The organism is Occallatibacter riparius (assembly GCF_025264625.1).
GTDB lineage: Bacteria > Acidobacteriota > Terriglobia > Terriglobales > Acidobacteriaceae > Telmatobacter > Telmatobacter riparius.
On sequence record NZ_CP093313.1, the window covers coordinates 3,751,511 to 3,773,781 of the forward strand.

The following is a 22,271-nucleotide window of genomic DNA, read 5'->3' on the forward strand; positions in this document are numbered from 1 at the left end:
TTTGTGTAGATAACTTAGGTAAAAGCGTCCTGAATGTAAAACGTTGCTCGCGGTAATCTTCAGTCGCTGCAGCGTAGAGCTGTCTATTTGCATAGAGCAAAGAGTTCCAGAGTCGTTTGGGAGAGTGTAAGGAATTATGGATGCATTTTGGGTGAATGTCCAGCGGTTTTAGCGCAAATTGCGTCGAATCGCGACAAGATGACAAGTTGCGCTTCGATAGTTCACAACTTGGCGCATTTTGTCGTCATTTGTGCCTATGCACATGGTTGGACCTGCACTAGGATGAACCCCACTTACAACTTCAACAGTTACGGGGGCTCTTGAGGTCCGGGGAGCGCAGGGGCGAGAAATAGTTATGGAAGCCAGTTTGAGGTATAGATATTCGGTCCCTTATAGTCCGAAAAGCCAGCGTTCGACACCTCGTCACTTAGACATAAGAAAAAGTTGCGTCGTTCTGCCTTCTTGCGAAGAGAAAAGGGTCTGGAAGAATCGCATGCGCGTGATTCAGAACGACCCGCTCTTTTTTACTTATTTGTATGTCCAGATCGGGCTGGGAGAGCGCAACCCCATCGTTCTACCGGAAAGAGGGGCACTGGAATGTGCGGCATCGCCGGAGTTCTGAGTCTCAATGATCGGGTGATTGACCGGGCGGAGCCCGCGCGCATGATTTCGCTGCTCCGCCATCGGGGACCGGACGCCTTCGGTATGTATGTCCGTAAGCAAGTGGCCCTGGCCCATGCGCGCCTGAGCATTATCGACCTCGACGGGGGGGCGCAGCCGATGGGCGCTACCGATCATTCCGCATGGCTGACGTTCAACGGCGAAATCTACAACTATGTGGAGCTGCGCGAGGAACTGGCATCCAAAGGGCATTGGTTTCGCACTGAGTCCGACACTGAAGTGATCCTGGCGGCCTACCAGGAGTGGAACGAGGATTGTGTAAACCACTTCAATGGCCAGTGGGCGTTTGCCCTGTGGGATTGTGGCCGCGAGAAGTTGTTTCTGTCCCGCGACCGAATGGGCGTGCGGCCTCTCTATTACGCGCGGACTGCGGATTCTTTTTTATTCGCTTCTGAAATGAAGGCAATCCTGGCGTCGCGTGAAGTTTCGGCTGAGGTCGATCTTCAGGCGTTAGACCAGACCTTTACATTCTGGAGTCCATTGGCTCCCCGAACAGCGTTCCGCGATATCCGTCAGGTACCGCCCGCAAGCTCAATGGTGGTCCAGAAGGGAGAGATTCGCACCTGGCGATACTGGAGGCCTTCTTTCGAGTGGGAGGAGGCTGCCGATGCAGCCGCGGAGAAGCGGTTGAGCGACGAGCTGTTTAGTCTGCTATATGACGCCACTCGAATCCGGCTGAGATCGGATGTGTCGGTAGGGGCATACCTGAGCGGGGGCATTGATTCGACGGTAACCACGGCACTGGCGAAGTCGATTGTGAAAGACCGTCTGCGGAGTTTCTCAATTACATTCGACGACCCGGAGTTTGACGAGAGCCGTTTCCAAAACGAAGCCAGTGCTTTCCTTTGCACCAATCACACCTCCAGCTGCTGCACGCCGGTCGATATCGCCAGGGTTTTCCCGGAAGTGGTGTGGCACACGGAGCAGCCGATTCTGCGCACGGCCGCGGCGCCGATGTTTCTGCTGTCGAAGCTGGTGCATGACAGCGGCTTCAAAGTGGTCTTGACGGGGGAAGGTTCCGACGAAGTACTGGGCGGTTACGACATCTTCAAAGAAGCCAAGATCAGGCAATTCTGGGGCAAACAGCCGGACTCGCGGTGGCGCTTTCTACTTTTGAAAAGGTTGTATCCCTATATGCATAATCTGCGCCGGCAGCCGGCCAGTTACCTGAAGAGCTTCTTCCGGGTGACCCCGACAGACCTGCAGAATCCATTCTTCTCGCATCTTCCGCGATGGGATTTGACTGCGAAGATCAAGGGATTGTTTTCGGCGGCGGTTAAAGATGCACTCGGAGGTGCGCCGGCCACGGCGGAGCTTCAGGATGCCTTACCGCGGGGATTTGCAGGTTGGGATTGCTTTGCTCGGGCTCAATATCTCGAACTCGAGCAGTTGCTGCCGGGGTATATTTTGTCTTCCCAGGGGGATCGGATGGCTATGGCACATTCCGTGGAGTGCCGCTATCCCTTCCTGGATTATCGGGTGGTGGAGTTCGCGAATCGCCTGTCGCCCAAATTGAAAATGAAAGCATTGGATGAGAAGCATCTTCTCAAAAAAGCGCTCCGTGGATGGATCCCACAGTCGATCATCGGCCGTCACAAGCAGCCATACCGCGCGCCGGACGGCAAGTGCTTTTTCAGCCCTGATGCTCCCGAATATGTCCAGGAACTCCTCTCGCCTTCCGCGTTGAACCAGCACGGGATTTTCGACCCGCGAAGCGTGTCTTTGCTGATCAATAAGTTCATAACCGGTCGTGCGATCGGAACGAAAGACAACATGGCTCTCATTGCGGTGTTATCCACACAGCTTTTACTTCAACAATCCGTTCATCAATCTCTGGAGATGACAAGCTATGCAGCTCACACAAATTGACCAAGATGTTGAGGACTTTGTCGTAAAGAATTTTTTGTTTGGCCAGCAGGACGGCCTTACGCCGGATGAATCGTTGCTGGAGAGGGGAGTGCTCGACTCCACGGGAGTTCTCGAACTCATCGCGTTTCTCGAAGAACACTACGCGATCAAGGTTGAGGACGACGACGTGACGCCGGACAATCTGGATTCAGTTGCAAGGATTTCTGACTTTGTCAGCCGGAAGCTTGGATACAGCGGTTGAGGAGTAACGAATGCAGGTCGAGGAATTCCTAGAGGATAGCGCACGCGTATTCCCGTCGAAGGTGGCTCTGATCTGTGGCAAGAGCCGCTACACGTATGCCGAGATCGACGCCCAGGCGAACCGGGTAGCCGTAGCGCTGCTCGAGGCGGGGGTGCAACGCGGCGACCGCGTGGTGGTGTTGCTGCCGAATACTGCGGAAACGGTGATCGCATTATTCGGAATCTTGAAGGCAGGAGCAGTGTTTGTGCTCCTCAATGCGACAACCAAGCCTGACAAGCTGATGTACATCGTGAACAACTGCCAGGCCGTAGCCCTCGTCGTGGACGGCGCCGGTTGGGCAATTGCGCAGAAAGCGTCCGACGTGATGCCCAGTATTGGAATCGTGCTGGTGGCGAGATGCAAGTCGGACCTACCGACAGCTGCAGGTGGAGGGAGGGTCATCAATTTCGAGGCGGTGCGATTGGGGGCGCAGCGCGTGAAGGCTCCGCCGAAGACTTGCATCGATATTGATCTCGCCGCGCTTGTTTACACGTCCGGAACGACCGGCCATCCCAAGGGCGTGATGCTCACTCACTTGAACATGGTGTCTGTTGCGACATCCATCGCCACTTACCTGGAAAACACGAGCGACGATGTGGTGATGAATTTCCTGCCGCTGGCGTTCGGCTACGGCCTTTATCAGGTATTAGTGATGTTCAAAGTGGGTGGGACCGTAGTGCTACACGACTCCTTTGCGTTTCCACATGTGGTGCTCGATCTTATGGAGCGGGAACGTGTAACAGGTCTGCCAATTGTTCCCACCGTGGCAGCTTTGCTCCTGCAGATGGATATTTCGAGGTACGCTTTGCCGCAGCTCCGATACATCACCAACGCTGGAGCGGCGCTCCCCGTTGAACATCTGCGGCGGCTCCGCACCTTGTTTCCGAAGGCGAAGCTGTATTCCATGTACGGGCAGACCGAATGTCAGCGAGTGTCGTACCTCTCTCCGGATCAGCTCGATGTGCGGCCGGGGTCAGTGGGACGTGGGATGCCGAATGAGGAGGTATTCATCGTCGACGAACAGGGGCATCGGGTGGGACCCGGCGTTACAGGGGAGCTGGTGATTCGGGGATCCCATGTGATGCGAGGTTACTGGGAGTTGCCCGAAGAGACTGAACGCCGTCTTCGGCCTGGTCCACTGGCGGGTGAGAAGGTACTGTACAGCGGCGATCTGTTTCGTGCCGATGAGGAAGGGTACCTGTACTTCGTAAGCCGGAAGGACGACATCATCAAAAGTCGCGGCGAGAAAGTGAGCCCGAAGGAAGTTGAGGACGCCATCTGCAGGTTGGAGGGAATTGCGGAGGCGGCGGTGATCGGTGTGCCCGATGCCTTCCTTGGGAGCGCCATCAAAGCGATTGTGAAGCTTACGCCAGGAGCACACCTGACCGCGCAGGACATTCTTCGTCACTGCGCGGGGCACCTGGAGGATTTCATGCGCCCGAAGTACGTGGAGTTCGTGGAAGCCGTGCCCAAAACCGAGAACGGCAAAGTGAGCAAGCGTCTGTTGGCCGAGCGGGAGACAGAGATGGCTGGCGCTTCGAGCAGATAGAACCGATGGATCAGCTTAGAAAGGAAGATCATGTCCGCAGCAATTATGGAATTTCATGAACTCCTCAGAATTGATTGCGCACGCGAGGTAGAGCGCATCGTGTCCTCCATTCGCCAATTAGTACCGAGAGAGTTTCGTCGCAAGGGCGCAGTGGTCGGTTTGTCGGGAGGCATCGACAGCAGTGTTGTTGCAGCTCTGTGTACGCGCGCGTTAGGACGAGACCGTGTTTTAGGACTTTTCATGCCGGAGTCCGAATCGGCGGAGGAAAGTCTGAGCTTGGGCCGCCTGCTTACCGACAGCTTAGGCATCCCGTCCGTTTCGGAGGAGATTACGCCGATCCTGGCTGCGTCCGGCTGTTATCGGCGGCGCGATGATGCGATTCGCACCATAGTTCCCGAGTATGGGCCCGGGTATCGCTGCAAGCTGGTGCTCCCTGATCTCATTGGCGCCGATCGATACGCGCTGTATTCGGTGGTGTTGCAGTCCCCGCGCGGAGAGACCACGAAGGTGCGCCTTTCACTCGACGCGTATCTGGTGATCGTGGCGGCGAGCAACTTCAAGCAGCGAACGCGCACAATGCTGGAATACTACTATGCGGACGCGCTGAATTTTGCCGTAGCCGGAACACCTAACCGTCTCGAATACGAACTCGGCTTCTTCGTAAAGGGAGGCGACGGCGCCGCGGACTTCAAGCCTATAGCGCACCTATACAAATCGCAGGTGTATCAACTCGCTGAGTATCTCCAGATCCCGGAAGAAATCCGTCGCCGGCCTCCCACTACCGATACCTATTCGCTTCCGCAATCGCAGGAGGAGTTCTATTTCAGCTTGCCGCTGGCAGATATGGATCTATGCCTCTATGCGAAGGACAAAGGGATGACAAGTGCGGAGCTGGCCGCTGTGTCAGGATTAGCGGTGGCCGAGATCGAGCGCGCATGGTCGACGATCGACTCCAAACGAAGGCACGCCACCTATCTGCACAAGGCTCCGGTCACATTTGCAGCTGAATGAGGGCGCTTCCTTCGCTGTAAGCAGAGACTAGTTAGTCGCCAGTCCCGCAACTGCATATTCCGCGTCCGCTTCCGAGCTGCTTCACAAAGCTACACTGCGCCTGAACGCTGTCGAGGAACTCGTTCGTAGTGTCAGAGCCGCTGAGAGTTGTCTCCGTCGCGTATACGGATGGGCCTGAAGTCTGTGTGTGGGTCAACCATCCGGTCCCCGCCTTTGCACCGGAGATCGCTGCCGGATCGCAGGCCGAGTTCGCTCCCTGGTCTGCGGCAACGACCATTATCGAGCCCGCAACAGGTGATACTTGAGTCAGGGGGTTGGATCGAAGATCCTGATTTAGTGAGAGTGTCCGCAACCCTCCGCTGGAGACTGTGCAGCCACAGCACTCGGTGAGTTGCTGGTCTTCATTGAACACGTACACCATGGAACAGGATTGCAGGTGGCCATCACCGCTTGCACTGATCCGCAACGTCGAGTCCGGTGCGCCGGCCTCAGCCGAGAAGTAGGTTGTGAATACGACAGGCTGGACGACAGCGGTGGCTTCCGCCACCATGCCGAGGGACTCGGCTTTGATCTGCGCTGTCCCCGCATGGAATCCCAATGCATTTCCCTGTTGGTCAACTTCAACTATCGAAGCATCATCCACCGTCCACACAGTACTGGACGTGACATCGCTTATCAGTCCATCGGAAAAAGTGCTGATTGCCTTCAGCGGGAGACTGGAGCCGGCTCGCAGGTGAATGGGGTTGGGTGAGATCGAGATGCTCAAGGGTACTGCGGCGGTCACCTCGGCTGCAGCGGACGCGGTTAACCCACCAAGAGTCGCAGAAATGGATGTAGATCCAACGCCGATCGCCGTGGCGAGCCCGACGGAATTGATCTCCAGAATCGAGGCATTGCCGCCACTCCACTTGGCGGCGCTTGTCACATTCTTCGAGGTTCCGTCGCTCATAGCTGCGCTCACGGTTAGTCGCTGTGTTTCGCCCTTGGGCAAGGAGAGCGAGATCGGCGAGATCGAAATGCTCAAAGGCACTGCTGCGCTAACCTCGGCGCCCGCTGATGCGGTCAATTCACCTAGAGTCGCTGAGATGGATGTAGAGCCAATACCCACACCCTGGGCCAGCCCGGCGGAGTTGATTTCCAGAATCGAGGCGTTACCGCTCTTCCACTTCGCGGCGCTCGTTTCATCCTTGGAGGTTCCATCGGTCAGAGCGGCGTTCAGCGTTAGTCGCCGTGTTTCCCCCTTAGCCAATGAGAGCGATATGGGCGAGATTGAGATCTTAGAGGGAACTGCGGCAGTGACCTCGACTGCAGCGGATGCGGTGAGTCCGGCAATAGCTGCTGAAACCGAGGTGGATCCGATGCCAACCGTTTTGAGGAGGCCAGTGGAGTTGATTGCAATAATGGCGGTATTGCCGCTGCTCCATTTCGCAGTGCTCGTTTCATCCTTCGAGGTCCCGTCGCTCAGAACGGCGCTCACAGTCAGTTGCCGCGTTTCTCCGCTGGCAAGAGAGAGCGGGTTGGGCGAGATCGAGATGCTCAAGGGCCTTGCGGCGGTGACCTCGACGGTCGCGGATGCGGTTAGCCCACTGAGAATCGCTGAGACGGATGTAGATCCGACGCCCACAGCCTTGGCGAGCCCGATAGAATTGATCTCCAGAATTGAGGTGTTGCCGCTGCTCCATTTGGCCGCGCCCGTTTCATCCTTCGAGGTTCCGTCGCTCAGAGCGGCGGTCACCGTTATTTGGTTTGTTTCGCCCTTAGGCAAGGAGAGCGGGTTGGGCGAGATCGAGATACTCAAGGGCACCGCGGCTGTGACTTTCACTGTAGCGGATGCGCTCAATCCACTGAGAGTCGCTGAGATGGATGTAGTTCCGACGCCGACTGCTTTGACAACACCGGCGGGCTGGATCTGCAGAATTGAATCATTGCCGCTGCTCCACTTCGCGGCGGCTGTCTCATCTTTCGAGCTCCCGTCGCTGTAGACGCCAGTGAGTGTTGGTTGAAGAGACTGCCCCAGCGCCAGCACTGACTTCTTCAGATCAATTTGCAAGCTATCTATCTTCGGAGCGGAGGAGGAACCAGGCCGGGCAAAGAACGCCCCGCCACCGCATCCAGTGAGTGCGTTTGCACAACAGATTGTCAGAGCAATAGCTAAAATGAGGTGCTTACCACGCCCCGCAGCATACCGACTGGTTGTTCTTGACATAGCCTAAGCCTCGCGGATCGATCCACTATGCCTAACCCAAACGGATTACTCCGTAGGTACCCAACAATGATGGACACCTTATCCGAGAACAAGTGCCCATAGAGTTTAGCCGCTGCGAGTTAGTTCACTTGGAATAGCCTGAAAGGCTTAGTTGGCGCATGCTGACTGAAGAAGATGCCTTGGTACTAGCGGAGTTGCACAGCGGAAATGTGTGGATCCAGACCTTCGCTATTCCTGTTGGCTGACGAGAATGCATGCCAGGCGGTTCGGTGGGACGAGTCGCGTGCTTCTCGATCGCTTCAATAAGAAAACCAATTAGCGACTCCGACGTGGCAGGCTGCGCTGAGGAGTGTGGTGATTCACAGCAAAGCTTCGAGACCGGAGATGTATCCTCTGATATCCTCGCTTTGCTGGCGCGTCCAGCGCACGTGCATGAGGGTCGGTATTCGGATCCCCGAATCGCACACTGGAAACTCGCAGCGGACGATCGCAAGCGGTCGAATGGGCTGGAATGTCAGCAGGCAGAGGCCATTGGTACTGACATTCTGAATACGTCCGGGCTTAGTCGTGGCGCTGCCCAACTCAGGTTCATCACAGCCGGGCAACTCCCTTACAAGCACGTCAATGTTCTGGGGATAGCGCTTCTCGCGACGGCGCTCGACCTTTGTCCCGGCTTTCATAGGACATCATATGTAATCTATACGTGTCCCTAAGTAAACTGCTCAGATGAATTAGGTCGATCATGTGTCTCCTCCGCCGTATCGGGCTGGGATCCAAATACCTTGCCCACAATCCCGGAACGGGTTGACACGTCCATTTTGAACATGACAAGCCGGAGAAAGGCCTTCACGGTGTTGGGGCTTATCCTCATCCGCGACGCGATCTGCTTACTCGTCAGTCCTTCAGTCAAAAGAGATACTGTCTGGAGTTCGCGAGGCGTCAGGCCGAACTGCTCCGTCAGTCCTATCAGACCGCCAGGCCCATGAGAATGCCGCTCTAAAAGAACAACGTAATTCATGGGCTCATTGGTCCCGATCTGCCAGTCGCATCGGAAGGCCCTGCATGTGTATTTACGCTGTCCGGAGACGATCTCATGGACAAAAATAGGCTCCGCTCGCCCGTTGCTTTTCAGCAACCAAAACGTGATTTTGTCGCGGATGAACAGCATTGGCTGATGGATCTTGTTCGGGTCGGTGGGAAATGCAAGGATCTGAAGAGCGGCCGTATTGAACGCGACCGGACAGATCGCCCGATTTATAAGTATGAATCCAGGAGTGGTGTGTACTATTTGCACCGCTGCCTCCCATTCGATCACCTTTCGTCGAACGAGGCCTGCGTCACACGTGGTCGACCTGAGTGCGATTCGCCCACTCATTTCCAGTGTTGGGATTTAACCCATTCAGATCAGAGTCCGTGGGACGTACGAGGAGCTTAGACATAGACCGCCAAAAAGTCAACATAAATTATGAATGCTAAATTGTTCCGGCGTAACGACCAATTAAGGTCTCGGCTACTTACGACGGCGGGCATGTGGTGTCGTGACATATATCACGCCATTCCATTCCTCCCTAAAACCTCAATGATGATCTTATAGGTTAGGCCAATCGGGTAATTGCTAGAAACATGCGGAGGTGCTGGAATTCGGTGTTTGGAGAAGCCCCGTGTTGAAAGTGGCGGAAGTCGAGCGTCGCATAAGTGTATTGTGGAACCGGAAACTCTCGACCACAGTAAGTGGATTCCTGCGGTCTCAAATGGCCACTGTTTTCCCGTTCCTTCTTCTGGTGGTTATAGGTCGCGCACAGATAACGCAGTCTACAGCTGATCGGCCAAGCGAATCCCAACTAGAACTCCCCACACCGCAGCTCTGCGAGGGGCATCCCAGCGACAGAACCCGGACACTCTCGCTGGGCGGGCAGTCGTTTAGTTCAGAAGGTCAGGCGAGAGCGTCACAGGATTTATCATCCGAGCAAAACGAGCTCCCAAAGCCGAATGAGCCACAACCGAGCGAGCAGGCGACGAGCGCTGCAGGGCAGAATATCGCGAAGAACGCTGGCGGCCATGCGGCTCCGATGGTGACATATGCTGGTGGCTTGATCACGGTGCGACCCGGGGGCTCCACAATGCGAACAGTTCTGCAGGCCATCAGCGGACGGGCGGGCATAACACTCGATCTCCCGGCTGCAGGACTTGATAGCAGGATCTTTGATGAGCAGATCGGTCCCACGCCGGTCCGAGAGGCGCTGCTTCAAGTGCTCTACGGTTCCGGGCTCAATTACATCATCCAGTACGCGTCCAGCGATCCGCCCCTCGTGAAGAGGCTTGTGGTGAGTGCACAAGCAGAGCACGCCAGCGCTGCAGACCAGCAAATAGCGAGCGGCAATGGCATCAAGCAGGCGCCGAAGATGGAGATCGCAGATCAGGCATTCGATGGAGGGAGCGAGGAGCAGCCTCCAGAGGAGTCGCAGCCACTCATTTCTGGCCCAGCGCCAAACGTGCCGGGTGTCCCGGCGAACTTCAACCTCAAGGAAGCTGCTGCCCAGGCCCACAAAACGCCGGGAGAAATCCTTGATGAAATGCAAAAGCGTCAGCTTGAGATTCTGCAAGCTCAAACGCCGCAACCATGAAGGCTCGCTTACATAACGAAGTAGTTAGACGAGTGTCATAAATGTAAAGCGGCCATGGCGATGGTCCGACCGCAGGTGGTGTGCGTGCGTACCATTTGGAAGATGTGTTTGCGAGACAGAGAGTAACTGATGACCCATAGGGGTTAAGGCATTCGGGGCTACGTCAATTGGGTACTTGCATTACAGAAAACACCAAGTAGAGTTAGGCACTGAGCGCCGACAGATGTAACTCAACGGGTTAAGCGGCGCAAGGAGGAATGGGATGAGAATCAGTGGTCTGAAGCTGCTGGCCTTCGCTGCGGCGGTCACTTGTCTCGCCTTTGCGAGCGTGGGCTGGGGACAAACTACGGACGTCTATAGGCTCAACTACTTCGCCAACAACGGCGTTGCGGGGGTACCCACCGCGACAGTCCGGATCGACAACCCCGGGGTGACGGGTGGCACCCTCTGCTCGTTGATTTACGTGTTCAACTGGGATCAGCAGATGGCAGAATGCTGCGGATGCAAGAACACACCAAACGGGCTGCGTACGTTAGACGTATTCGCTGATCTGACTGACAACCCGCTGACGGGCAGAATCCCGACGGAGGGCGTGATCAAGATCGTGTCGGCAAAGAACAATGGCTGCAACGCCGCTGCGAACGTGAGTCCTACGCCCAACCTCAGGGAGTGGGCAACACACGTTCAGGCCGTAAGGGTGGGAACCGCCACCACGTACCCGATCACCGAGACCGAGTTCACGGATTCGGTTCTTGGCGCGACTGAGCTCGCCAACCTGCAGGCGCAGTGCGGCTTCATCGGGATTCTGGGGAGCGGCCAAGGCGTGTGCACTTGCGGCCGTGGGGACTCTACGCACTAACCCATGCTGCACCTACGAAGGGTGGATTCTAAACCGCTTCGTGTCGTGAGGTTATTTGACAGTACAACCCCAGGCGGGACTAAAGACCCGCCTGGAGTTCTTTTCCGGAATTGCATTTCAGCACCTTTCAGGAGACAGCCATGATCTTTGCCTGCTGCCGGCGCCTGGTCATCATTGTTCTTGCGAGTGCCTGTGGAGTTCTGTTCGCACAGGAATCTGTCCAGCAGCCCGCCGCTAACATAAGCGGGACGGTGCTTACCCTTGGAGAACTTGAGGCCACGCAATCCGGCAAACTTCTCCAGGCCCGTTATCAGCATTACTTGAGCGAACGCAAAGCACTGGAGGATGCGATTGATGAGCGTCTCCTGAAGACGGAGGCGGAGAAGAAGAACGTCTCACTGGATACGCTGATGGATACGGTAGTATACAAGGGTATCCAGGATCCCACTGAGGATCAGCTCAAGGTCTATTATGAAGGGCTCGAGACGCAGGATACATATGAGAATGTACGGAGTGCGGTACTTCAGCATATTCGCGAGCTACGACGGTCCAGAGCGCGTGCGGCTTATGTGGCGGAGTTGCGAAAGAATGCGCAAATCAGCATTCTGCTGATGCCTCCTACGGCTGCTGTGAATACCGAAGGCGCATTCACGCTCGGGAAGAGCAACGCTCCCGTGACATTAATTGAGTTTGCCGACTATCAGTGCCCGTACTGCCAAACTGCAAATCCTCAGATACAGCGGCTCAAAAGGGAGTTTGGCGAGTCACTCACGGTCATTTTTAAGGATTTCCCGCTTCCCATGCACGCCAGCGCACAGAAAGCCGCTGAGGCCTCCCGATGTGCTGGTCAGCAGGGGAAGTTCTGGGAATATCATGACACCCTGTTCAGCACCCGGCTGCTTAGCCCGGACGATCTGCGCGATCACGCGCGCGTCCTAAAACTGGATACGGATCGATTCGACAAGTGCCTGGCCAATGGAGATGAAGCCGGTGCGGTGAAGAAGGACTTCCAGCAAGCCAATGCTCTTGGTCTTAGCGGAACCCCGAGCTTCTTTATCAATGGGCATTTCTTCAGCGGCGCGATGGACTATGCAGCCGTCAAGGAGTTTATCAATCAACAACTCAACGGCGTGACGTCGAAGCAGCAGATGCTATCGCAGAAGTAGCAAAGCCACACACGCGCGTCACGAAAAAGGAGCCGGCAAACCGGATGCATGCTTATGAATTCCGCAAAGCGCATCGCGCGCATCGCCCTGCTGCTCGGAGCCTGGGGGGCACAATGCCTGATGGCATCGGTGCTGGTTGCTCCATCCAAAGTGACGGTTAATCCCGGCGACACCCTTCAGTTCTCGGCCACAGGCGATCCGCTCGGCATCTACCTGTGGAACCTGTCAGGACCGGGTTGCAGCGAGGACTGCGGCAGCATTACATTCGGCGGCCTTTACACCGCCCCGGTTGTGGCCCCCGCATCTCAGCCCATCATAGTGAGTGCCACATCGTATTTCGATTTGTCTCAATCGGGGAGCGCCGCGATAACAATCACTAGCCAAAATGTTATCTCGGTTCAGGTGTCGCCCTCGCAGGCCAGCCTTGAATTGGGTCAGCAGCAGCTCTTTACGGCGACTGTGTCTGGCACAACGAACACTGCTGTGACGTGGAGTGTGTCCGGACCGGGTTGTACCGGCGCCGCATGTGGCACGATCACTTCCGGCGGCCTCTATACGGCTCCTGCGACCATGCCCAGCATTGCAATGATCCAGGTGACCGCGACCTCCAAAGCTAATACGAGCAGATCCGGTACGTCGACTATCGCGTTGCTTTCTTCCATTGCAGTGAGCGTTAGTCCGAAGACTGTAAGCCTGTATCCGAACAAAACGCAACAGTTCAACGCCACCGTGACCGGTAGCCCTGTAACGACGGTGACGTGGAGCATTCGCGGCGATGGTTGTTCTGGAAGCGCCTGCGGCATGATTACATCCGCTGGTCTCTATACGGCTCCGGCTACGCCGCCCAGTTCTCCAAAAGTCACAGTGACCGCTACAGCGACCGCCGACCCGAAGGCGCTTGGAAGCGCCGTGGTTACATTGCTCACGCCTCCAGCCATCACTATTTCGCCCAAGTCGGTGAGCATTATCTCAGGGGAGCATATTCAGTTTTACGACAAGGTGACCGGTACAACACAGACGGCTGTCACGTGGTCGGTGAGCGGCACGAGTTGCCCTGGAACGGCTTGCGGCACGATCTCGGCAACAGGTCTCTACACATCACCGTCGAACCTGTCCGCTCCGTTGGAGGTTACCGTTAAGGTAACTCTCACGGCTCTGTCGTCTGTAAGCGATGTTGCCAAGGTGAGCATCGTTCGAGCGAACAATGCAAAATTGGCCGGGCATTATGCGTTTTACCTGAATGGGTTCGATGCGAATGGAATCCAGCAATGCGCAGGCACAATATATGCCGATGGCAAAGGCACGATTCTTTCGGGTTTTGAAGATACAAACGACATAATCAACCCGTCCACCCGCATGGCAATCAGTGGAACCTACCAAATAGGATCCGACAACCGCGGGTCGATCACGGTGAAAGGCCCCAACGGGACTCAAACGTTGGACGTGGTGCTGAATGCCGGGGGAACCAGGGGCCGGTTGGTCTCCATCGATCCGAAGGGGGTTCGCAGTTCCGGAACGATCTACCGTCAGTCAACGTCGGCATTCGATGCTTCCGCACTTGACGGAGGGTATGTGTTCAGCCTCGTGGGCCAGAACAAAGCAGGGGGGCGCATTGGGGCTCTCGGGCTGTTCTTCCCAAATGGCTCCGGGTTCGTTGCAGGATGCGGAATGGATGTAAATGAAGCTGGAGGCGCAAAGGTCGCTTATGGAACCTACTCCGGAATCTATAACTACGACACGGACGGGCGGGGGACGATGACCTTGATTATCCCCGGGTTCATGGATGAAACATTCAACTTTGTCTTCTACATCATTTCGTCAAATCAACTGCTACTGCTCTCGACGGATCCTCTAAGCGACTCGACTCCGATCTTCAGTGGACAGGCCATCGCTCAGGACGAGTACGCATTCAGTGCGGAACAGTTCATTGGAACCGCGGTGTACGGGGTGAGTGGCAAAGCGCAGGGCAGAGGAGACGTGACGATAGGACGCCTCAATTTCCAGACCGGAGATTCAGTGATTGGGAACTACGACAGAAATGCGGCTGGGACGGTTACTTATGCAGGACAGACGACCGGAGCCTACAGCGTACAAATTACCGGACGCGCGACGATGGTCTTTTACGATCCGGGCGATGATTCGACATCCACGTGGGTGATGTATGCCGCGGGGCGGGATACGGGATTCATCTTGGATATGTCATCGAACGCCGTCCGAATCGGTGAGATCACTCCGCAGGATACGCCGCCCTTTTCGAACGCATCGCTGGTGGGCACTTTCCTGGTTGGATCGGGCGAACCGATTGTGAAGCCCGCTCCGCTTTACATCGGCTACATGAACTTCGATGGCAGCGTGAGCAAGCAGGGGAATGGCGGGGTTACCGGCATGGAAGACGTGAGCCTCGCATCGTCGCTTTTGACGAATCAGACAGTCAGCGGTACTTACTCGATCTCGGTTCTGGCAAGCGATGGGCGGGGATTGATCGAGTTAAGCGCCCCGTCCACGAGCACTTATCAACTGTGGCTTACCGGTATGACCAAGGCTCTGGGCGTGCAGGTGGACTCGACCGTGGTCAACCCCGCGATTCTCTACATTGAACAGTAACGGGACTGCTTGGCGGACGGGTTCTGCGATGCTTCCCGTCCGCCGAGATCGGGGGATTCAATGAAAAGGACGTATACTCTGGCAATCCTTTTGGGTGCTGCCCTGCTTGGTGGATATTTGTGCTCAGCACAGGAAGACGACACCGCTAGATTAACGAAGCAGGCGATGGCCGGAAATGCATCGGCGCAGGTCCAGCTGGGCATGAAGTATGCCATGACGATGCATCCGGATTTTACCGAAGCGATGAAGTGGTTCCGGATGGCTGCGGATCAGGGGTCGGCAGATGGGCAACTTCATCTCGCCGCAATGTACGACATCGGAGTCTCTCCGCAAAATCCAACGGAGGCGGTGAAATGGTACGCGTTAGCCGCAAAGCAGGGACAAAAGGATGCGGAGTTCCGTCTCGGCCAGATGTACGATAGCGCACGCGGCGTGACACAGGATTATGCTCAGGCCGCTGAGTGGTACAAGAAGGCCGCTGCGCAGGGAAGACTCGACGCGGAATACCGCCTAGGCGAGATGTATGAAAGCGGCCTGGGTGTGAAGCAGAGCTATACCGATGCGATGCACTGGTATCTGGGCGCTGCGTCGAAAGGCCGTCCTGAGGCGGAATATAGACTCGGTTATCTGTACGAGATGGGTTTGGGAACAAAGAAGGACAAGCAGCAGGCGATCGCCTGGTATCAGAAATCCAGTGATCATGGATTTCCCGATGCCACCCAGGCGCTTAGAGCACTGGAAGTGCAGTGATCTTCGACCGCAGAAGTCTCTGAAGCCGGAGCACTGAAGAACTATCGCGAGGCTATCGGGGAATCCCGCTGTCGTTATGATGTGCGGCATAGGGCTAATTCGAGACAATGACAGGCTGCTTCCAACGACAAGCAGCGCGGGAGAGTAGCAGATATCCCTCGGCTTCACGCGGCCCGACCACTCATAGACATACAGGTCAGTGAAGCGTCGCCTATCAGCCACCAAAGTACTATAGGTCTCGCGGTCGGTCTTTGGGAGACTTACATCTCTCCGCGTCGACCCGCTAGCCATTCAAATGACACGCTGAGGCGCCGGACGCCTATGGCTAGGGAAACGGATTCGTAATCACACGGTTCGTCGGAGACACGCCTGGTTGTGAGCCTGCGGTCCTTGCCGATACGGCGTACTCTCGACAATGCCGGACCGCATCGCATTTGGGACATTCTGATAACCAGCAATTCCCCCTTCCACGGGTTCAAGCAGCAGGCGGCACTGCAGATAACTTCCAGAGCATTTGGACTGCCGCTACCAGGCGGCCACGGATGGCTGCATGGGTTTACTATCTACACCAGTGCAAATTGAGAACGGCTCGGTGGGCGATATGAAAGCGCATCTCAATCGGAGAGAACTGATTCAACGTCTCGGCGCCGCAGCAGCGGGGCTGTATCTCGCACCGGCGCGGCTTACTGCATCGACGCCAGCGCCCATTGCACCGGTCGCCATCTCGAGATGCTCCAGCTACGGCCCGGAAGTGGTCAGCGCGCTAGCCTCGATGTTCGATCAGCTAGGCGGCCTTGCAAAGCTCGTCAGCGGCAAGACGGTGGCGATCAAGATCAACGTTACGGGAAGCTCCACGGAGCGTTTCAGGGGCCTGTCGCAGGGGCAGACCTACTGGGTGCACCCGCAAGTTGTAAGCGCCACGGTTCACCTGCTCGGCCAGGCTGGTGCACGGCGCATACGGCTGCTCGAAAGCCCAACCTCTTCGAAGGTGCATACGCTCGAGGAGTTCATCTCGCAGGCTGGGTGGAAAGTGTCCGAGCTCACCAGCGCCGCTCCCCGCGTGGAGATGGAGAACACAAACTTCGCCGGCCCTTCGAAACAGTACGTGCGGTTCGCCGTACCCGGTGGAGGCATGTTGTTCAAGGCATATGACCTGAATCGAAGTTACGAAGACTGCGACGTGTTTGTGTCTCTGGCCAAGTTGAAGGAGCACACTACCGCAGGTCTGACTGGATCGATGAAGAACCTGTTCGGCATCACTCCCACAACGATCTACGGCGAAGGCGCAGGGATTGATGAGCCGAGCCAGGAGGCGGCCGGCGGACGATCCATGCTGCACAACGGCAGCCGTCAGCCTTCTAAGAGCGCGCTGCCCGAGTTGAATCCGCACTCGCCGCGCGATCCCGGCTACCGCGTACCGCGCGTGACCGTCGACCTGGTTGCAGCGCGGCCCATTCACCTGAGCATCATCGACGGCATTCAGACCGTCGCGGGTGGCGAAGGCCCTTGGGCCCGGCAGATGCGGACAGTTCCTCCCGGTCTGCTGATTGCCGGCACAAATTGCGTGACGACCGATGCCGTTTGCGCGGCGCTGATGGGCTTTGATCCCATGGCAGATCGGGGCACGCCACCGTTTGAGAATTGCGACAGCACGCTGAAGCTTGCCGAAGAACTGGGCATCGGCACACGCGACCTGAGACGCGTTGAGGTGATCGGTGTGCCCATTTCCAAAGGCCGAATCGACTTCCGCAAAGTGTAAGGCTAGCTGAAGATGGCGTCGTCCCAGGATTGGGGCTCGTCCCACGTCGGTGTCGGCTCGAAATATCCAGTGCCTGGTTTCAAGTGGCGCTTCACCTCGTCATCGTTCAGAGTGATGCCCAGGCCGGCTGTATCCGGTACCTTTATAAAACCCTTGTTCACTATGGGTTTGTCGATACCGTTTACCAGGTCCTGCCAGAACGGCACATCCAGAGAATGGTTCTCCAGTGCGAGAAAATTTCTCGTCGCCGCAGCGCAGTGAACGTTCGCCATGCATGCCACCGGCGTGCCCGCAAAATGCATAGCCATGGGAAGGCCGTAACGGAAGGCCATGTCGCCGATGCGGTGCGTCTGGAGGATACCGCCTGAAGTAGAGAGGTCGGGGTGGATCTTATCGACCGCATGTTCCCTGCAGAGCGTCTCGAAATCGGAGAACTGGTAGATGTCTTCGCCGGTCAGGATCGGAGTGGGGCTGGCTTCCCGAATCTCTTTCAAGAGATCGGTGTAGTACCAGGGAACGACGTCTTCCATCCACTCCAGATTGAACTTCTCGTACGCTTTTCCAAGGCGAATGACGGATTTCACGCCGATGTGACCCAGGTGGTCCATCGAGAGAGGCATGTCATAGCCGATGTTGTCGCGCACCGCCGCAACATACTCGCAGAGCCTGTCGATGCCCTTATCGGTGACTTCGGTGGCCGTAAACGGATGAGGCTGATCGCGCATTTCCCACTTGCTCATGCCTTCAGGACGCATCACCGTGCCGGCGATACCATCCAGGACCTCGATGCCCAGATCCATCTTCATCCAGGTCAGACCCATCGCTTTGCGCTCTTTGGCGCGCAGCCCGTACTCTCTCGGTTCTCTTGATTCCGTGGTGTCGGCATAAATGCGAATCGTGTCGCGCCACTTGCCGCCCAGCATCTGGTAGACGGGGATGTTGTACACCTTTCCTGCGATATCCCAGAGCGCCATCTCCACGGCGCAAACACCGCCTGCCTGCCGGGCGTTGCCGCCAAACTGCGCAATCTTCTGAAAGAGGAAGTCGATGTTCAGCGGATTTTCGCCCACGATGCGGCTCTTCAGCACCATTGCGTATTGCGGGCCGGCAATATCGCGCACCTCGCCCAAACCGTAGACGCCCTGGTTGGTGTCGACGCGAATAAGCACACAGGGGCTCGGTCCGGGCTTGACCACGACGGCGTAGCGCATATCTGTGATCTTCAACGCCGAGGGGCTCGAGGCTGTGTTTACATTCCTGAGAGCGGGCTCCGCAGGCTGCGCGGTTCGGCCGAGTGCAGCGGCGGCCAGAGCCGCCAATGAAGACTTGAGAACACTACGACGATTGAACCTGCCAGCGCCGAACATATGCATAGATCAGTCTCCAGAAGTTTTGAGATTCATCCTAACCCGAACGGCGAGGTTTAGCTTGCGTGTCGACGTGATGGCCAGCGAAACACTTAGGTAGTTCAATTCTCCGGATGGGATAGCGCTTTCGCCAGCAACGCGTCGAATTCACTCCTCGGCATCTTCAATTTGTCAGGGTGGGCATCGATCCACTTCGCGAAACCGTCATACTTCTTCGCGTTCCAGCCGCCCTCGAACTCGGCCCCGTTCTTGCCTTCCTGATTCAACTCGAAGTTGTAGTCATCTTTGAGTGCGGTGAATTCAGCAGTGCTGATCGCCTCTTCGGCCAGAATGGCGGGGATGAACAGCACTCCCTCTGGCTTCGCGAGAACCAGATCGCCCGGCAGCACAACCGCCCTTCCAATGCGGATGGGTGCATTGATCGATGTCAATTCCATTTGAGCCCAGGCGGAGGGATCGTATCCGCGATAGAAGCCATTAAAGTCCGGAATCTCGCGGTTCTCTTCCTGATCGCGAATACCCGCATCGAACACGAAGCCCGTGTGAGTGTGCGCGGCAATTCCGTTGCCGAGGTTAGAACCGATCAAGGTGCCTTCGATGATCTTGCCGAAGCCATCGGCCACGTACACGTCTCCAATCTGCAGTTCGTTGATCGGCCACATGTTTGTGCCCCCCACTCGGCCCTCCGCCTTACCCTCAGCGGTGATTGCGTGCGCCATATCGGGCCGGAGCGGCATGTATTGCGCGGTGACTGCACGTCCAGCGAACGGTTTTTCGATGTGGAGAGCCTGCCAGCCCGCCTCGAATTGATTCTGGTATCCCTTGGAGCGGAGGAAGTCCCATATATCTTCGATCGACATATCCACGGCGCGCTTCAGCAAGGTGTCCGACACCTTGGGCCGGCCGTCGGGGAACCGATCCCCGTGCCAGTCCGAGGTATAAAAGAGCATCTGGTCGTGGGTCATCTTCACCTGGGACGTTGCTGGCAACGCCGCAAGCGACGCGCACAGCAACAGGGTCAAAGCGAATAGGTACTTCATGCGATTCTCCGTCGTAAAAATGTCTTAGGCGATCTTGGAACCAATATCGTTGGTGTTATCCAGAACTCACGGCGGCAGCGACGCCGGCCCTCGCCTGCCATCTCGACTCTACTGCTTGATGACTGTGCCGTCCCGCAGTCGGATCTCTCCCCAGCCGCCATTCAAAGGGCTCGAGGTGAAAGGAGATTTCGCTGCCACTTTGTCATCAATCTCGATGCCCCACCCGGGCTTCTCACTGACCCAGAGATAGCCGTCTTTCATCTCAGGACATCCCTGGAAGATGGCCTGCGTGCGCTCGTTGAAGGGCGTGTATTCCTGGATGCCGAAGTTGTAGCTCACCAGATCAAGGGTGGCATTGGCCATGTGGCCGACGGGAGAAACATCTCCGGGCCCATGCCAAGCGGTCTTCACTTCATACTGCTCGGCGAGGATAGCAATCTTGCGCGCCGGACTGAAACCACCCACCTGGGAAAGATGTACGCGAATGTAGTCGATCAATCGCCCTTCGATCAGCGGCCGCCACTCATGCGGAGAGTTAAAGAGCTCGCCCATCGCGATCGGGGTGGCGCAGTTCTGGCGGATCTGCCGGAAGTATTCGAGATCTTCAGGAGAAAGCGGGTCTTCAAGAAAAAACATTCGATACTGCTCGGCTTCCTTGCAGAACTGCACCGCCTCGTTAGGCGTAAGGCGCTCGTGCATATCATGGAGGAGTTCAATCTCTTCGCCAAGTTCTCTGCGGCAAAACTCAAGCAGTTTCAAATTGCGGCGCATGGCGAGCGCGGGGTCGAAGAGCGGTTGGTCGTGCAGAGCCTTGGGGCGCTTATCGCTCGAATGTGCCGCGCCATAGCCCGACATGCCGGGAAGCTCCACCTGAACGCGCACGTGGCGGAATCCCTGATCAATGTATTTCTTCGCTGCATCCACCACGTCCTGATACTCGGCGCCGCTGGCATGCGTGTAGCAGTCCACTGCCTCGCGGCATTTGCCGCCCGCAAGCTGATAGACCGGCATTCCGGCCTGACGGCCTTTGATATCCCATAGTGCTTGGTCAATCCCGCTAAGTGCGTTGTTCAGTACGGGACCGTTCTTCCAATACGAGCTGTCGTAGCAGGACTGCCAGATATCTTCGATCCGATCCGTCGTCTTGTTGAGCAGGAATGGCTTGAGATATTTCTCAACCGCAGGCCTGACCAGATCTGCTCGCTGCGTAAACGTGGCGCAACCGTAACCGTAGAGTCCGGGTTGATCCGTGGTAATCTTCACCACCGTCAGCCGGAAACCTGCAGGCTGGCACTCAATCACGCTGATGTCTTTAATTCGCGGCTGTGGGGTCGCCCGCGTGGCCCGCGCAAATTGTTCCTGCGCTTTTACTGAGCGCGGAGCGAGGGCGAGCATTCCCGTTCCTGCGATCGTCCTTAAGAAATCACGCCGGCCTGCATGCATGTCTCCCGCCCTCCCCCAATTCACTCTCCAACCCTCGAAAGGCACACGCCAAAGATGCGAATCCGAGCAGGGTGATTCTGATTCGGCTTTCGAAGAGACGCCAGTTTACCACCACGTTGAACAGCAACCCCGCGTCATTGGGCGGCCGGATTGTGAGGAGTTTCGCGTTTTGCCGTTCTTCTGCTCGGGTGCTTGGTTGTTTCCTGGACCACAGCGGCGCCCAGTCGTTTGCCTATCCGGTCGAACGCTGGAGTAGGCCCCCGCCACCGCAGTTCATCGATCGACTCAAAGACCGGAACATGGGTGCGTAAAGTAGCCAGATCGCGAAAGAGCAGGGCCGCTTCGTAATTCTCTCGGAGGTTTTCGGGCAATTGCGCGGACGCAGCAACCTGCACGTGCCACTCTCGAGCACTGCTTGGAATCTGCTCGATATGCCTGAAGCGCGAAAGCACGGAAGCTGTACTCTTCGCGCCCCATCCGGGCAGTCCCGGATAGCCATCCGCGGCATCGCCGACCAGGGCGAGATAATCCGGAATTGATTGAGGCCCAACGCCGAACTTCGCGAGAACTCGGGCTCGTCTCTGACCAGCTTTTGGCGACGGTCCAGTTGCACAACGCGCTTTCCACGACCGCAGTGGGCCAGGTCTTTGTCCGGAGTGCAAATGATCACCTGCTCCACTTGAGAATCAGCCTCCGCCTTGGCTGCTGCGGACGCGAGCGCGTCATCGGCTTCAAACTCAATCATTGGCCACACCAAAATCCCTGCGGCCGTGAGCGTCTCCTCGAGCAGTCCGAACTGACTGAGCAACTCGGGCTCGATGCCCTCGCTAGTTTTGTATCCGGGCCAGAGGTCGTTTCGGAACGACTCGATCACATGATCAGTCGCTACCCCGACGTGCGTAGCGCCGCTCTTGATCGTGCCCAGGATGGATCCAAGGACGCCGCGCACTGCGGCGACCTCGCGGCCCTCCGCATCCTTCGCACACGGGAGCGCGTGGAAGTGCCGAAACAACTCAGAGGTCCCATCAACCAGGTGTACATGCATCCAGAAAACCAGAAGCCA

17 protein-coding genes and 2 pseudogenes are annotated in these 22,271 nt (G+C 56.7%); 10 read left to right on the top strand and 9 right to left on the bottom strand.

Annotation, left to right across the window (positions count from 1 at the left end; all coding sequences use genetic code 11):
- The first annotated feature begins 597 nt into the window (after positions 1 to 597).
- From asnB to nadE, 4 genes are read left to right on the top strand one after another with little or no spacing between them, the layout of a single operon-like run.
- Complete coding sequence (gene asnB, locus MOP44_RS15220) at positions 598 to 2,550, top strand: asparagine synthase (glutamine-hydrolyzing) (RefSeq protein ID WP_260790897.1); 1,953 nt, start codon at positions 598 to 600, stop codon at positions 2,548 to 2,550.
- Entirely contained in the window at positions 2,531 to 2,791 is a 261-nt protein-coding gene (locus MOP44_RS15225; protein WP_260790898.1) for an acyl carrier protein, read from the top strand. Before asnB ends, MOP44_RS15225 begins: the two co-directional genes overlap by 20 nt.
- A 10-nt stretch (positions 2,792 to 2,801) precedes the next feature.
- The gene (locus MOP44_RS15230; RefSeq protein ID WP_260790899.1) at positions 2,802 to 4,379 is read left to right on the top strand and encodes a class I adenylate-forming enzyme family protein; all 1,578 of its coding nucleotides are present in this window, start codon (positions 2,802 to 2,804) and stop codon (positions 4,377 to 4,379) included.
- A 45-nt stretch (positions 4,380 to 4,424) separates the two neighbouring features.
- Complete coding sequence (gene nadE / locus MOP44_RS15235; RefSeq protein ID WP_260796658.1) at positions 4,425 to 5,390, top strand: NAD(+) synthase; 966 nt, start codon at positions 4,425 to 4,427, stop codon at positions 5,388 to 5,390.
- Positions 5,391 to 5,421: 31 nt separating this feature from the next.
- On the opposite strand, the gene MOP44_RS15240 is transcribed toward nadE, so the two are convergent.
- From MOP44_RS15240 to MOP44_RS15255, 4 genes and pseudogenes are all read right to left on the bottom strand, one after another.
- A complete protein-coding gene (locus tag MOP44_RS15240) occupies positions 5,422 to 6,156 on the bottom strand; it encodes an Ig-like domain-containing protein (protein WP_260790900.1) in 735 nt (244 codons plus the stop codon).
- Between the two features lie 87 nt (positions 6,157 to 6,243).
- Positions 6,244 to 7,596, bottom strand: a pseudogene (locus MOP44_RS28105) (Ig-like domain-containing protein); the annotation flags it as partial.
- 359 nt (positions 7,597 to 7,955) lie between these two features.
- On the bottom strand, positions 7,956 to 8,276 hold the full coding sequence (locus MOP44_RS15250) for a PilZ domain-containing protein (protein ID WP_260790902.1): 321 nt from the start codon (positions 8,274 to 8,276) through the stop codon (positions 7,956 to 7,958).
- A gap of 29 nt (positions 8,277 to 8,305) precedes the next feature.
- On the bottom strand, positions 8,306 to 8,890 hold the full coding sequence (locus tag MOP44_RS15255) for a helix-turn-helix transcriptional regulator (protein WP_260790903.1): 585 nt from the start codon (positions 8,888 to 8,890) through the stop codon (positions 8,306 to 8,308).
- An 826-nt stretch (positions 8,891 to 9,716) separates the two neighbouring features.
- On the opposite strand from MOP44_RS15255, the gene MOP44_RS15260 reads away from it, so the two are divergent.
- From MOP44_RS15260 to MOP44_RS15285, 6 genes are all read left to right on the top strand, one after another.
- Positions 9,717 to 10,220, top strand: coding sequence for a hypothetical protein (locus tag MOP44_RS15260; protein WP_260790904.1), 504 nt, complete (start codon positions 9,717 to 9,719; stop codon positions 10,218 to 10,220).
- Between the two features lie 262 nt (positions 10,221 to 10,482).
- Positions 10,483 to 11,079 carry a hypothetical protein gene (locus MOP44_RS15265; RefSeq protein WP_260790906.1) on the top strand — a complete coding sequence of 199 codons (597 nt, stop codon included), beginning with the start codon at positions 10,483 to 10,485 and terminating at the stop codon, positions 11,077 to 11,079.
- Positions 11,080 to 11,219: 140 nt separating this feature from the next.
- Complete coding sequence (locus MOP44_RS15270; protein WP_260790908.1) at positions 11,220 to 12,245, top strand: DsbA family protein; 1,026 nt, start codon at positions 11,220 to 11,222, stop codon at positions 12,243 to 12,245.
- A gap of 54 nt (positions 12,246 to 12,299) precedes the next feature.
- On the top strand, positions 12,300 to 14,849 hold the full coding sequence (locus tag MOP44_RS15275; protein WP_260790910.1) for a hypothetical protein: 2,550 nt from the start codon (positions 12,300 to 12,302) through the stop codon (positions 14,847 to 14,849).
- Between the two features lie 60 nt (positions 14,850 to 14,909).
- A complete protein-coding gene (locus MOP44_RS15280) occupies positions 14,910 to 15,599 on the top strand; it encodes a tetratricopeptide repeat protein (protein ID WP_260790911.1) in 690 nt (229 codons plus the stop codon).
- Between the two features lie 550 nt (positions 15,600 to 16,149).
- Positions 16,150 to 17,358, top strand: coding sequence for a DUF362 domain-containing protein (locus MOP44_RS15285; RefSeq protein ID WP_260790913.1), 1,209 nt, complete (start codon positions 16,150 to 16,152; stop codon positions 17,356 to 17,358).
- Between the two features lie 2 nt (positions 17,359 to 17,360).
- Here the strand turns inward: MOP44_RS15285 and MOP44_RS15290 are convergent, their stop codons facing one another.
- The 5 genes and pseudogenes from MOP44_RS15290 to MOP44_RS15310 all read right to left on the bottom strand — a co-directional run.
- On the bottom strand, positions 17,361 to 18,731 hold the full coding sequence (locus MOP44_RS15290; RefSeq protein ID WP_260790915.1) for a mandelate racemase/muconate lactonizing enzyme family protein: 1,371 nt from the start codon (positions 18,729 to 18,731) through the stop codon (positions 17,361 to 17,363).
- A gap of 95 nt (positions 18,732 to 18,826) precedes the next feature.
- Positions 18,827 to 19,765 (bottom strand): RraA family protein, encoded by a 939-nt coding sequence (locus tag MOP44_RS15295; protein WP_260790917.1) that lies wholly within the window; start codon positions 19,763 to 19,765, stop codon positions 18,827 to 18,829.
- Between the two features lie 108 nt (positions 19,766 to 19,873).
- A complete protein-coding gene (locus tag MOP44_RS15300; protein ID WP_260790919.1) occupies positions 19,874 to 21,160 on the bottom strand; it encodes an enolase C-terminal domain-like protein in 1,287 nt (428 codons plus the stop codon).
- 182 nt (positions 21,161 to 21,342) lie between these two features.
- Positions 21,343 to 21,870, bottom strand: coding sequence for a 5'-3' exonuclease H3TH domain-containing protein (locus MOP44_RS15305; protein ID WP_260796659.1), 528 nt, complete (start codon positions 21,868 to 21,870; stop codon positions 21,343 to 21,345).
- Positions 21,870 to 22,253 (bottom strand): annotated as a pseudogene (locus MOP44_RS15310) (flap endonuclease); the annotation flags it as partial. The gene MOP44_RS15305 and the pseudogene MOP44_RS15310, both read right to left, overlap by 1 nt.
- Between the last annotated feature and the right edge of the window lie 18 nt (positions 22,254 to 22,271).